The following is a 13058-nucleotide window of genomic DNA, read 5'->3' on the forward strand; positions in this document are numbered from 1 at the left end:
CTTATTCAATTACTTCCTTTTCAATTTTCGATATTCCTTTTTGAATAACTTTTTGTGCAATATAAGCAAAAATTAAGCTACTGGACATAAAATAGAGGAAAAAAATAACTAACAACCATTTTGTTAGTACATTAGGGAAACTAATAAATAAATTCATATATAAAATAACTAAAAAAGGTAATAAAATGAACTTGCGCGGGAGACCCTGTGCCCTTAAATACAGCTTTGCTTCTTCTTCAGTTTTACCCACTTCAATTACATTTGTATAATTAAATTTTGCAAACATAGGAGACATATACAATTGAAACAAAGGCGTGATCCAATATGCATTAACTAACGCAATTAAAATAACTAAGTAACCTAAAGAATAAATATGACCGCGAATATATAAAATTGAATTAACTATGAGCACAATAAGAAAAGGTATAAATAAAATTAATTGCATCAGTCTTTTTTTGGCTATATATAAATCTTTAATAGATCTTGCAGATATCTTAAACAAATTAATATTATTCTTTTCCGCACTGAGCAAAAATAATACCGGAAACTCTTCACGTAGTTCAAAACAATGATTAGTTAAAATGAGCAAATTTAATGTGAATATTAGTAATAATTTGGTATCAGTGGATTTCACTAAATTAATTAACGAAAAGATAAAGCCAAAATAAAAGCTAGACTCTAATGTGATAAAAATTAAAGAAAAGGCAACGGGAGATACTATCCATCTATTTCTTTCAAGCAATAGAACTTCTTTATTTGTGAGAGCATCATTTTTAAATATTAAATAATTTAATTTTCTTAGAAATATACAGTAAAAATGCAGAAAGTCCCGACATTTGTATAAATTATTGTTTTGATTTTCATCAATAAATTTAGGATTCGTAAAAAACAATACTATATAGATAAAAAAACCGGAAAAGAATAAAGACAAAGCCCCCCAGTAGTTAAAATTTTTGAACTGGTAGCATATAAAATTAAACAAAACAAATGAATACATAGTACGAATAAATCCAATTATAGAGGTTAACCACTGTTCTTCTAAAATTGAAATGATATTGTTCCAAACATTATCATTAAGAATATCATTATAACTATCGATATTCTCTTTAACTGTTGCTATCAAAGGAAATAGCATAAACTTCACTAAACAGAACCCCAATAAAAAACAAATTACAATGCTCATGAAATAAGCAAAAAAACGAAAAATACCAATAGGATTAATGATCTTGTTCCTTACGTACATCCCGAAGAGTTTATTTGAAATTATAAACAGAAGTATTGAAACAAGGACTAATAGTATATAGGCCAAGCTACTGCTGATCCATTGAAATTTATTTATATAAAGGAAAAATATAAAAACTGCTAAATAAAAGCCGCATTGGTTAAGAGCTAACCACAATATCTCTTCTATAAGAAGTATATTATGAATAGTCCTTGCATTTCTTGGTGCCATAGTAAATAGTGAAACCAAAATTGGAGTATGAGTTCTTCGGTAACTGATTAAACCATTAAAAAAATGCATTCCTATAAAAACCATGATTAAAGTACATTCCCAATAAAATGAATATTTTTCATTATAAAAATAAATAATGAGTGCAAATAAACCTATAATTGACAAAATAATTCGAGATAAAAGAGATAATGTAAAAATGCTTGTCGGTTTTAATTTATTTAAAATCGGTCTATATTTACTAATTAAAGAATACTGCTGCTTTATTCGCACATTAATCAAAAGTATAATGAGCCTGAAAATAGACATATTTTATAACCCCTAGTTATTTAAGTAATATATTGGAAAAGGAGACAAATACATTGCCCCCTCCACTGTGTAACCGACGAGAAAAATTGAACAGTTTTCGCTAAATAAGAGTGAACACTTTTCTGGAAATGTTCTTCAAACATTCGTTGAAGCGCTTGCTGTGCTTCGGCAAATCCTCGCAACGTTCGTCCTGCCCATTTCTCATTAAAATCTTGAATGGTCAAATACACGACTTTTTCCGCGGCTTCTAAACTGCTCAAACGGTTCATCGGCTTGAGACGTTTCCGAATCTCCTTGATCGTTCGTTCGATGGCATTCGTCGTGTAAATCACACTTCGAATACTGCTTGGATCATCCATAAATGTTAGGAGGACATCCAACTCGTTGGCCCAAGATTGAACTTCTCTCGGGTACTTACCGAACCATTTCGACTCAAACTGTTGAAACATCTGGAACGCCATCTCCTTATTCGGCGCACGATAAATCAGTTTGAGATCCTCTGCCACTTTAAATTGATCTTTTTTCCGAACACGATTAAGAGTATTACGGACTTTATGAACGACACAACGCTGCACATCGGCTTTCGGATACACCGCCTTAAAGGCTTCCTCCAGCCCCGGAAGGCCATCGAAGACGCCAAGAAGCACTTCCTTGACGCCTCTTTGGTAGAGCTGTTGGAGAATCTCCTGCCATACATAGGCGCTTTCTTGTCCTCCTACGAAGAAATCAAGAATTTCACGATATCCTTCTTCGTTCACCCCCAGTACCACATAAATAACTTCTTTCTCCACCGTATCCCGGTGAAGTTTCACGTACAAGCCGTCCAAATATAAGACCGAATAACGTTTGGATAGTGGACGATGGTGCCATTTCTCGATGTCTTCTTTCACGACATCGGTAATACGGCTGATCGTCGCTGGAGAATAAGCATTTCCTAGAATTCGTTCGATAAATTTGCCAATTTCCCGTATACTCACGCCACTTTGATACATCCGAATGATGGCTTCCTCCAGCCAGCCGGTGTGGCGTTGATAAGGGGCAAACCTGTGTTTGAAATTCTCCGTTTCGGTCTCTTGGCACCAAAAGACCCTCAATCCGGCCGTATTGCGTATCTAGATTTCGCTGATCGTAGCCGTTTCTCATGTTTGGCGTTCCAGCCTGTTCGATTTCGACGAAATGTTTGATTTCTTCCCGCATGATCAGTTCTCATTTTTCTTTTACAAACTGACGAATGGTATTTTCCAGTTGATTTGCCCAGTCTACATTCGGTATACTTTTAGACATAGGTAGGGTTCTCCTTTCTCTAAGATTTTTGGTCCAATCAGAGAATACCCTACCTTTTTTCTTTTGTTCTAGCAAAATGCTTTACACAAAATTGTATACATCATTTAACACACTGTACTTCCATGTTGATTACCAAGCAATAAAAGCTTGTTTTCCTCTCTTTTCTAACTCCTCTTTCAAATATTTTTTAATACCCATAGTACCAGCCGCTGCTATTAGGCTCAATCCACCAGTACCTAAAGCCGTAAGAAAAGACACAATTGCCGTTACAGTGGTACTAGCATCAAGTGCCGTTAGAATCCAAGCAGCTGCCCATGCCGGGACTCCGAATTCCTTTGCTAAATCTGCAACTGGAAGGAAAGTTAACATAAAAAAGTACAACCCTCCGATGCTTATCCCGGCAAACAATAATATAAATAATTGAGTAAGTTTGTTTTCTATTAGAATCATAGCCACATCTCCTTGCAAACAACATAAATTCCGTTTCTTAACTTATACGATTACAACCTGTAAAGTCGATCGACTTACAATCAAAATGTATCAAGAATCTCCGCAAAAAACATCCGTATTTTCCACAATTTTGATTGCGGAAAATACCTATTTTTAGAGAAAATCATGACAGAAGTTGTAATATAGTGTAAAATTTTGATGAACCATAATCATTTATTGAGGGGGGCTTTGTTTATGAATCAAAATTTATGGGATGTCCTTCAAGAACTTCTTGAGAAAGATGGCATTGGAGCAACGGAACTTGCGCTCGCAAAGGAACGCTTAAGTCCACAAGAATTCTCAGCACTTGCAGCATATCTTCAGGACAGCTCAAAAAAAGAAGGAAATCTTTGGGTGTAAGATTAGATGAACAGGATTGAAAAAAGCACTATCAGAGCTTTTTTACAAAATCACTTGTTGACTAGCTGTATGCTAGAAAAAGAAATCATTCAATATATTTTTCATCTGCTGCACGGCAAGGGGAAAATATTGAGCACTAATGAAACACATTTTTCCTGGGGGGAATTTTATGCGCAAGTATCCACCTTCCATTTAAAAGACGACACTTGTATACAGTCTATTATTAGTCATGCTGCTGCTATTGAACTTCTCATTCTAGCAACAGACATTTTTGATGAAATTTCCGACCATGACCAAAGTGATCAAGTTGTAAGTCAGTTAACAACTGGGGAAGCAGTTACGATCGCTAACGCGCTTATGATGGAAGCGTTTCGGCTTATTCTTCATAATTCTAAAGAAGATATACAAGAAAAACTTTCGATTATTATTTCTGAACTACAAAATGCTTGCAATGGACAATGGAAAGACTTACATTTTATTATTTCTGAATGTATTCCGACAGAAGAAGACTATTTTTCGATTATTAAACAAAAATCATCCTCATTAGTCAAATTAGTTTGTGAACTCAGTGATATGCCCAATAGACATATATGGGAAACGATCGCAATGGATATCGGTATCGCTGGCCAATTGAAAAATGATGCTCGGGATATTATGTCAGACGACAAAAGCGATCTCACTAATAAAAAAGCGACACTCCCGTTCATTAAAGCCATCGAATATAGCTCTAAAAAAGATAATGGATGGTTAGTAAGGAAGCTTGGCCAGCTAAAAGAAGCTAATAATAATTCTCAATTAATTAAGGAGATTAGAAACTACATTCAAAAAACAGGGGCGATCGACTACTGCTTGATTCTCTCGAAAATTTATATGGATAAGGCGTTTCGTCAAATAGCTACTCATTTTCCCGACAAGCAGATTCAAATAGCCCGCTTAAAAAGATATTTAGAAAGTTAGGGATAGAATGAATAAAAAAGTTCTTCCTTTTAGCCTAATCCTTATTTCCATTTTCGTTATTTGTTATTTTTTACTAAAAATGTACAATGAACATGTTTCGCCGCAACGTTATTTTCCAATATTTATAGGAATGATCTTTTTATTGGCTGGCATTTACAGTTATGTGCAAAAACCTAATTCGATTGTCATTCAGTATTTTTTGGCTCTTATGTTTATTAGTGGAATGGCCCTCGCCCTGTCAATCCCTTCCAGCGAAAATATAAAGCCAGCAAGAGAATTGGAGGTCGTTTTTATTTCATTTGCTCCTTACATCCTTTTAAAATTTTTTGAGCATTTTCCTTCGTCTGCAAAACCGAACTTTTTTCGCCAAGTGCGCATTCTCACGTTATATACGGCCATCTTTATAACGATCAGTTATCTATTCATTGGTATTCATCATCGTGTCATCATTAGCACAATCATTCGTCCATGTATTGTAGCCAATATTATTCTAGCACTGCTAGGTTGCGTAGTCCTATTTTATTTACACCTTCGTTCCAATTCGAATAAGATAAAAAATCAAATATATCTTTTAATTGGCAGCATCATTATATCGTTTGCGCCCGTTGTTATTCTTAACTTGATTCCAAATGCGTTTTTTTCCCTGCCCGGCGCTCCTTTTCATTATAGCCTTGGCAGTATAGTCATGTTTCCACTGACGTTGTCATATTTGTTAACCCGGCAGGAAATTATCGATTTTCGCGAAATATTAGAGAAAATGATGGTCCGTCTATTCATGATTGGTTGTTGTTTAGCAATATTTAATCTATTATTGTCGCTATTTTACGATATACACTTTAAGCTCGGCATCTTAATCAACACATTGCTCATTTGCCTTTTTATTGTCTATGATCTAATCGACAAAGGGCTCGAACCGCTGCAAATGAGGAAATGGCATGGAAAACAAGAGGAAATTCAAAAAGAAAAACTCGCCATTCTTCAAGAGTTGCTAAACGGAAAACATTTAGAATATTGTGCTAAGCTCATTGCTGATTTAATACACAAAACGATCGATGTGAGTGGAGTATGCATCGTGTGGAAACATGATCACAGCCCTACTGTATTGCATAAAACAGGAATGTTCCGTCATTTTCACGATAGTGAATTATTATCTTATGCTTGTCAAAGCAGCCATTTTTACAAAATGACTATGAATGAAAAGAGCGTCTTTTTCTATCCTATGAATATAGACGATGCATTAATCGGCTGGATGATGATTGGAGAAAAAACAAACGCGACGGTTTTTGACAAAGAAGAACAAAAACTAATGAAAAAAATCCAAATGGACGCCATAGAATTATTCGCCAGCTCAAAAACGTTACAACAGATTGAGAACCAACTAAAGAAAACAATAGAAGAATCATGGATGTCCGAGCAATCCCACTGGCTCCTTCTTCATGAACATGAAGAAGAAAAAAGGAAACTGTCAATTTTCCTCCATGACGAGGTACTGCAACACTTAATTCTTCTTCTCAATAAGCTTGAATGGCTTATTCAAAAGAAAAATATAGATAAAAGATTGTTCGATGACATTAAAGGGCTACTTCAACGTGATATTTTTGAAGTCAGAGAGATGTGCCATGAGCTGTATCCTGTTATGGTGGAGGATTTAGGGCTTAAACAAAGCCTCTCTTCATTAAGGCGAACATGCGAGATGAACTATAACGTGATTGTTGAAGTCAATTATATTGCGAACCTAAAAATCATTCCGCCGTTTCTCTCAATCCAAGCATTTCGGATCATTAAAGAATTAGTTTATAACGCCATCAAACATTCTTCGTCAAGAAAGATTGTTGTAACTGTTGAAGAAACACAACAGTTTCTAAGTATACAAGTCAAAGATTACGGCGTCGGATTTAAGGTGCCGGATCATTTATTAGAATTATCACAGACAAATCACTTAGGTTTAATTACAATTCAAAAACGGGTTCATCAGTTAAAAGGTACACTGACAATACATTCAGAGCTGGGGGCTGGAACTTGCATTTCCGTTTCTTTGCCAATTACAGTTGAAGAAGGTGGGGTCAATGAAAATCAAAATATTATTAGTAGATGACCATTTGTTGGTCATGCATGGAATTCAACAATTGTTAGAAAATGAAATCGATTTGGAGGTCGTCAATACCGTTTGTGATCCCGCACTTTTAGAGACAGAAATCAAAAAACATAACCCCAATGTCATTGTCATGGATATAAGGATGAAAAATGATAATGGGATTGAATGGACGAGAAAAATTGCCAAAACATATCCTACCTGCAAAGTCGTGATTTTATCGGGATATGGTTATGACGAATACATTCAAGCCGCCTATGAAGCTGGCGCTTATGCCTTCGTCACTAAGGAAAATTCGGTCTTTGAATTAGCCAATGCCATTCGGCAAACTTATCTAGGGGTTAAATCGTTCCCAATTGATCGATTGGACCGCTACAACTGTCCTCTTACAAAAACTGAATGGAACATTCTCCAACTCATTTCCGAAGATAAGACAAATGCGGAAATTAGCGAATTGCTGCATATCAGCCGCAGAACGGTGGAACATCATGTGTCTTCCATTTTGCGAAAGCTCGAGGCTGATTCGCGGGTCGGAGCGGTTGTGAAGGCAATAAAGCTAGGATTGATTGGGTAGAAAGGACTGACTCACAAGGCTAGCTGTTCTCTAGCTAAACACTAGATATAGAATTACAGATTCGATTAATGCGTATATATAGTAGCAGAAAAGGGTGTCTCATTGCTTTTGGACACCCTCTCTCCTTTCTAAAACGGCTATGTCAATCGATAAAGAACAACGACTATTGTTGGGCTAAGACTGATTATATTATAGCAAAAAAGACAACTTTCAGCTACGCTAACCGGAATTCATCTCCCCCTTTCACTTTGTTTAGAAGTGGGAGACTTCTTCCGTTGGTAAGTTAAAGTAAATGGGTTATTGCTTTCCGTGAAAATGCAAGACTGGCGCGGATTTTCCATCCACGGGTGGAGGGCAAAACGCTGCCCATGGAACTTTCCGTGAAAATGCTGCACTGGCGCGCATTTTCATCCCCAAGTGGAGGGCAGATTACGCTGCTCATGAAACTTTCTGTGAAAATGTGTCGTCTTAATCCATCATTTCATGCTAGGGGGAAACAAGACTTATTCATGAGTGTTTTTTCAAAAAAGGGCTACGAATCTGAAAAAAACATTTTATAATAGACATATAGTCATCAGATGACCTGTTCACTAAACTCGGTACACGGGAGGGAGAACCGATGAAAGTCTCGTTATTTGTCACCTGCCTGATCGATCTCTTTTATACGGAGGCCGGCAAAGCGACCGTCGAACTGCTCGAGCGGCTCGGCTGTGAGATTGATTTTCCCGAGGCGCAAACGTGCTGTGGACAGCCGGCGTATAACAGCGGCTACGTCCAAGAAGCGAAAGAGGCGATGAAACAAATGATGCGCGCGTTCGCCGATGCCGACTATGTCGTCACCCCATCCGGCTCATGCGCGGCCATGGTAAAAGAATACCCGCACGTCTTCCGTGGCGATCCGGAATGGGAAGACGAAGCGAAGCGCCTAGCGGCGAAAACGTACGAGCTGACCCAATTTCTCGTTGAGGTGCTGAACGTCGAGGATGTCGGCGCCTCGCTCCCCGGACGGGCGACGTACCATACGTCCTGTCATATGACAAGGCTCCTTGGTGTCAAAGAAGCGCCGCTCCGCTTATTAGAACATGTCAACGGGCTTGAGCTTGTTCCGCTGCCGAACGCTCATCAATGTTGCGGGTTTGGCGGCACGTTTTCCGTCAAAATGGGTCCGATTTCCGAACAAATGGTAGATGAAAAAATCGCCCATATCGACGAAGTGGACGCCGACTACGTGATCGGCGCCGATTGCGGCTGTTTACTAAACATCGGCGGACGCATCGAGCGGCTCGGCAAACCGATTCGCGTCATGCATATCGCCGAAGTGTTAAATCAACGCAACGAAAAGGAGGGGAACGACAATGCCGATGAAAATCGAAAACGGGCCGTTTTGGAAACGGGTCGAGGAAAACTTGCAAAATAATTTTATGCGCGGGGCGGTCGCCGGCATGCAAGACCGCGGCTATGTGCGGCGGCTTGGCGTCATTGAAGAGCTTGGCCATTGGGAGGAGTGGCGCTCGCTCGCTGAACAAATCCGAAAACATACGCTCGAAAACTTGGATTATTATTTAATGCAGCTTAGTGAAAACGTTGCCAACCGAGGCGGCCACGTCTTTTTCGCCCGGACGGCCGAAGAAGCGAACGACTACATCCGCCGCATCGCTTTGGAAAAACAGGCGAAAAAAATCGTCAAATCCAAATCAATGGTGACCGAGGAAATCAATTTAAACCCGGTGCTTGAAGCCATCGGCTGTGACGTTGTCGAAACCGACCTCGGCGAGTACATTTTGCAGATTGACGATCATGACCCGCCGTCGCATATCGTCGGCCCGGCGCTCCATAAAAACAAAGAGCAAATTCGCGACGTCTTCCGCCGCAAGCTTGGCTATACGAAATCGTCCGATCCGGTTGAACTTGCCCGCCATGCCCGCGAAACGCTGCGGCGCGACTATTTGACGGCTGACATCGGCATCACCGGCTGCAACTTCGCCATCGCCGAATCGGGTTCGATCACGCTCGTTACAAACGAGGGCAACGCCGACTTAGTGACCGCGCTGCCGAAAACCCAAATTACAGTCATGGGCATGGAGCGGATCGTTCCGACATTTGAAGAAATGGAAGTGCTTGTGAGCATGTTGACACGCAGCGCCGTCGGGCAAAAATTGACGAGCTACATCACCGTCCTCACCGGCCCGCGCGACGAAGGGGACGCTGACGGACCGGAAGAGTTCCATCTCGTCATCGTCGACAACGGGCGCTCATCGATTTTAGGCACGGAGTTTCAGCCGGTGCTGCAATGCATCCGCTGCGCGGCCTGTGTCAACGTCTGCCCGGTATACCGCCACATCGGCGGCCATTCGTACGGCTCGATTTACTCCGGCCCGATCGGCGCGGTCTTGTCGCCGCTCTTAGGCGGCTATGACGACTACAAGGAGCTTCCGTACGCATCCTCCCTTTGCGCGGCCTGTACGGAGGCATGTCCGGTGAAAATTCCGCTTCATGAGCTGCTCATCAAACATCGCCAAATCATCGTCGAGCGGGAAGGAAAGGCGCCGGTCGCGGAAAAGTTGGCGATGAAGGCGTTTCGCCTCGGGACCGCCTCGCCGTCATTGTACCGGTTCGGCACGAAGTTGGCGCCAAGCGCCTTCGCCCCGTTTGCCGAAGACGGGCGCATCAGAAAAGGCCCCGGCCCGCTGAAAGCGTGGACGGAAAGCCGCGAGTTTCCGGCGCCAAGCAAAGAGCGGTTTCGCGACTGGTTTCGCGATCGGCAAAAAGGAGGGAATCCGTCATGACGCGTGGTACGATTCAAAACCGTGACGCATTTTTACAAACGATCGCCGGGCGTCTCGGAAGAAGCCCCCGCCTGTCCGGCGTCTCCCGGCCGCAATGGGATTATGCGCCGCAATGGACGGTGTTTGCCGGCTATAGCCAGGACGACTTGCTGGCGGCGCTTCGCCAACAGTGCACACTCATTCATACGGACTACATCGAGACAACAAGCGCCGAACTGGCGGGCGTGCTGAAGCGACAAGTGTCGGCCTACGGCGGCGGACCGGTCATCGTGCCAAACGATCCGCGCTTTGCCGAGTATGGCCTATCCCCCTTGCTTCAGGAGGAATGGCCGGCGGCACAAACGGACGTTCACGTGTGGAACCCGGCGCTCGGCCGCCAAAACATTGACGCCGCCGAACAGGCGAACGTCGGCATCGCCTTTAGCGACATCACCCTCGCCGAATCGGGAACGGTCGTGCTGTTTTCCCGCAACGGGCAAGGGCGGGCCATTCACTTTTTGCCGAAGACGTATATCGCCATCGTTCCGAAAAGCACCGTCGTGCCGCGCATGACGCAAGCGGCGGCGATCATTCACGAGCAAATCGAACAAGGCACCCTCGTTCCGTCATGCATCAACTTCATCACCGGCCCGAGCAACTCCGCCGACATTGAAATGAACTTGGTCGTCGGCGTCCACGGTCCAATGAAAGCGGCGTATATCATTGTCACTGACCGGTAAGCAACGCGAAACGGTGCCCCCTTGTTCGTCGGGCACCGTTTTTTCGTTCAATATTGCCGGCTCACATCAACCGCATTGGCAAGCGGCTTCCCGGCTTCGATGCGGCTAAGCGTGTCCAATATAGAGCGGGCGGCGTCCTCGGCCGCGGTGAGCGCCGCGATATGCGGAGTGATGATGACATGGGGATGACCCCATAGCGGCGAGTGCGGCGGCAGCGGTTCTTCTTCGAACACATCGAGCACGGCGAGGCGCACATTTCGGTTTTCCAGCGCCCCGACAAGCGCCGTCTCCTCGACCGTGGCGCCGCGGCCGACATTGATAAAGCCCGCATTGTGCAGGCAGGAAAAAAACGTCTCATCAAAGAGATGATGCGTTTCCTCTGTCAGCGGAAGCGCGGCGATCACCCAATCGGCGCGAGCAAGCGCTTCCCCCGCCTCGTCATGGCGGTAAACAGCCGAAAACGGCGGCGTGTCTCGGCCGCTTCGCGAGACGCCGACGGGCGAAACCCCAAACAGACGAAGCGTTTCGGCAATGCGCCGGCCGATCTCGCCCGTCCCGTAAATGACAATCCGCTGTTCGCTAAGCCGCTTCGGGGCGACCGGCTTCCACTGCCGCTGTTCTTGATACCAAGCATACACGTCATGGCATTGGGCGTCGCGCAGCAAGTAGCTGAGGCAATATTCGGCGATCTGCTCGCCAAATGACCCGATCGTCCGCGTCAGCAGCACGTCCGGCTTCCATTCCCGCTTCCACAAAAACGCGTCGACCCCCGCGCCGAGCGAATGCACCCAGCGCAAATGGGCAAGCGAAAACGGCCCGGCCGGCCGAAAGCCGATGTACGCGTCCGCCCAAGCAAAATCCGCCTCCTGCAATTCTTCTTCAGCGACAAAGCGAAACGCTTTATCGGGCCGCTTGTCCGGAAGAAGAGCGGCAAGCTCGGCATAAAGCCTTCCCGTCACGAGAATGCGTTGGATGTTCATGGAAGCACACCACCTCCAGCCGCTCAAATCAACGTCCCCTCTTCACGCGCTGCTTTTTTATTCGCGATGTAGCCGGCAGCCAAAACAAAAATCGTCACACCGGCCGCGACGGCATAGACGAACGGACCGTGCGAAAGATGAAGCAAGCGGAGCACCCCTTCGTCCCCAACGATCATCTTCCCGGCCGTCCACGCCAAAATGCCCGACCCAACGTACGCGATCCATCGATGTTGTTCCATCACCCGGACGATCGCTTTGGAGCCGAAAATCATGATCGGGATGCTGATGGCTACCCCGAGCGCCAGCATGCCAAGATGCCCTTCGGCCGCCCCAGCGACAGCGACAACGTTGTCCAAGCTCATGACCGCATCGGCGATGATAATCGTCATAATCGCCTTCAACAATCGATCCGCCGATTGTACACCCGCCTCTTCTTCCCGCTCAACGAGCACTTTATAGGCGATCCATACAAGCAACAAACCGCCCGCAAAGTGAATAAACGGGATTTGGAGCAAAAAGACGATGACAATCGCAAACAAAACGCGTAGCAACACCGCCCCGGCCGTCCCCCAAAAAATCGCCTTGTTTTGCTGGTCTTTCGGCAGCCGCCGCGTCGCCATCGCAATGACGACCGCATTATCCCCCGACAAAATGATATCAATCGCAATAATCTTCCATAAGGCCAACAACGCCGCGGCTGAAATCGTCAACAGAAGCCACCCTTTCTCCTTTTTCTCTCTTCCTCATCTTACCGCAAATCTGCAAGGGGAACAACTTTGGGAGACTGGTGAAAAATGACTGATCTCGCCGAATCCGTTCAGTTGACAAAAGAGGCGTTGATGTTACAAGGTTTCTCAGCTTGGGAAAGGGCTGTCTTTCACAGCTTTTTCATGACATCCCCCTTTTCGAACCGCTCACCAATGCCCTCGGCCTAACGAGAAAGAAATTGGGAGGAAAGACGGTCAAATTTTGCAAAAAAATGTAAGGAAGCAAGCCACATTCACCGAGGGCGGCTTCCCGATCTCTAGCGGAACAAGGCGGCGGTTCAAGGTCTATCT

At 44.0% G+C, this 13058-nt stretch carries 10 protein-coding genes and 2 pseudogenes; 7 read left to right on the forward strand and 5 right to left on the reverse strand.

Features of this window, described 5'->3' with window-relative positions; all coding sequences use genetic code 11:
• Position 1 precedes the first annotated feature (1 nt).
• The 3 genes and pseudogenes from N685_RS0103075 to N685_RS0103085 all read right to left on the reverse strand — a co-directional run bounded on the left by N685_RS0103075 (position 2) and on the right by N685_RS0103085 (position 3493).
• Positions 2 to 1759: a hypothetical protein gene (locus N685_RS0103075; RefSeq protein WP_031405766.1), complete on the reverse strand. Its 1758-nt coding sequence runs from the start codon at positions 1757 to 1759 to the stop codon at positions 2 to 4.
• A 125-nt stretch (positions 1760 to 1884) separates the two neighbouring features.
• Positions 1885 to 3043, reverse strand: a pseudogene (locus N685_RS18255) (IS256 family transposase); the annotation flags it as partial.
• Between the two features lie 129 nt (positions 3044 to 3172).
• Positions 3173 to 3493 (reverse strand): uberolysin/carnocyclin family circular bacteriocin, encoded by a 321-nt coding sequence (locus N685_RS0103085; protein WP_031405768.1) that lies wholly within the window; start codon positions 3491 to 3493, stop codon positions 3173 to 3175.
• Positions 3494 to 3727: 234 nt separating this feature from the next.
• Between N685_RS0103085 and N685_RS19750 the strand changes: the two genes are divergently transcribed.
• From N685_RS19750 to N685_RS0103120, 7 genes and pseudogenes are all read left to right on the forward strand, one after another.
• Positions 3728 to 3892 (forward strand): hypothetical protein, encoded by a 165-nt coding sequence (locus N685_RS19750; protein WP_167332993.1) that lies wholly within the window; start codon positions 3728 to 3730, stop codon positions 3890 to 3892.
• A 6-nt stretch (positions 3893 to 3898) separates the two neighbouring features.
• Complete coding sequence (locus N685_RS0103095) at positions 3899 to 4849, forward strand: polyprenyl synthetase family protein (protein WP_031405770.1); 951 nt, start codon at positions 3899 to 3901, stop codon at positions 4847 to 4849.
• Between the two features lie 7 nt (positions 4850 to 4856).
• Positions 4857 to 6944: a sensor histidine kinase gene (locus N685_RS0103100; RefSeq protein WP_031405771.1), complete on the forward strand. Its 2088-nt coding sequence runs from the start codon at positions 4857 to 4859 to the stop codon at positions 6942 to 6944.
• On the forward strand, positions 6916 to 7515 hold the full coding sequence (locus tag N685_RS0103105) for a response regulator transcription factor (RefSeq protein WP_031405774.1): 600 nt from the start codon (positions 6916 to 6918) through the stop codon (positions 7513 to 7515). The genes N685_RS0103100 and N685_RS0103105 overlap by 29 nt, the downstream gene beginning before the upstream one ends.
• Before the next feature lie 619 nt (positions 7516 to 8134).
• A pseudogene (locus N685_RS0103110) lies at positions 8135 to 8848 on the forward strand ((Fe-S)-binding protein); the annotation flags it as partial.
• 22 nt (positions 8849 to 8870) lie between these two features.
• Positions 8871 to 10301, forward strand: coding sequence for a LutB/LldF family L-lactate oxidation iron-sulfur protein (locus tag N685_RS0103115; protein ID WP_031405775.1), 1431 nt, complete (start codon positions 8871 to 8873; stop codon positions 10299 to 10301).
• Complete coding sequence (locus N685_RS0103120; protein WP_031405777.1) at positions 10298 to 11020, forward strand: LutC/YkgG family protein; 723 nt, start codon at positions 10298 to 10300, stop codon at positions 11018 to 11020. The genes N685_RS0103115 and N685_RS0103120 overlap by 4 nt, the downstream gene beginning before the upstream one ends.
• A gap of 47 nt (positions 11021 to 11067) precedes the next feature.
• Here N685_RS0103120 and N685_RS0103125 read toward each other — a convergent pair whose 3' ends face one another.
• Positions 11068 to 12000 carry a D-2-hydroxyacid dehydrogenase gene (locus tag N685_RS0103125; RefSeq protein WP_031405779.1) on the reverse strand — a complete coding sequence of 311 codons (933 nt, stop codon included), beginning with the start codon at positions 11998 to 12000 and terminating at the stop codon, positions 11068 to 11070.
• A 23-nt stretch (positions 12001 to 12023) separates the two neighbouring features.
• Positions 12024 to 12710 carry a TerC family protein gene (locus N685_RS0103130; RefSeq protein ID WP_031405781.1) on the reverse strand — a complete coding sequence of 229 codons (687 nt, stop codon included), beginning with the start codon at positions 12708 to 12710 and terminating at the stop codon, positions 12024 to 12026.
• Positions 12711 to 13058 lie beyond the last annotated feature (348 nt).

It is taken from the genome of Geobacillus vulcani PSS1 (genome assembly GCF_000733845.1).
Lineage (GTDB): Bacteria > Bacillota > Bacilli > Bacillales > Anoxybacillaceae > Geobacillus > Geobacillus vulcani.

Bases quoted from the DNA above. Each gene is read 5' to 3' on its own strand.
- N685_RS0103075 (WP_031405766.1), bottom strand. From the start codon at position 1,759: ATGTCTATTTTCAGGCTCATTATACTTTTGATTAATGTGCGAATAAAG.
- N685_RS0103085 (WP_031405768.1), bottom strand. From the start codon at position 3,493: ATGATTCTAATAGAAAACAAACTTACTCAATTATTTATATTATTGTTT.
- N685_RS19750 (WP_167332993.1), top strand. From the start codon at position 3,728: ATGAATCAAAATTTATGGGATGTCCTTCAAGAACTTCTTGAGAAAGAT.
- N685_RS0103095 (WP_031405770.1), top strand. From the start codon at position 3,899: ATGAACAGGATTGAAAAAAGCACTATCAGAGCTTTTTTACAAAATCAC.
- N685_RS0103100 (WP_031405771.1), top strand. From the start codon at position 4,857: ATGAATAAAAAAGTTCTTCCTTTTAGCCTAATCCTTATTTCCATTTTC.
- N685_RS0103105 (WP_031405774.1), top strand. From the start codon at position 6,916: ATGAAAATCAAAATATTATTAGTAGATGACCATTTGTTGGTCATGCAT.
- N685_RS0103115 (WP_031405775.1), top strand. From the start codon at position 8,871: ATGCCGATGAAAATCGAAAACGGGCCGTTTTGGAAACGGGTCGAGGAA.
- N685_RS0103120 (WP_031405777.1), top strand. From the start codon at position 10,298: ATGACGCGTGGTACGATTCAAAACCGTGACGCATTTTTACAAACGATC.
- N685_RS0103125 (WP_031405779.1), bottom strand. From the start codon at position 12,000: ATGAACATCCAACGCATTCTCGTGACGGGAAGGCTTTATGCCGAGCTT.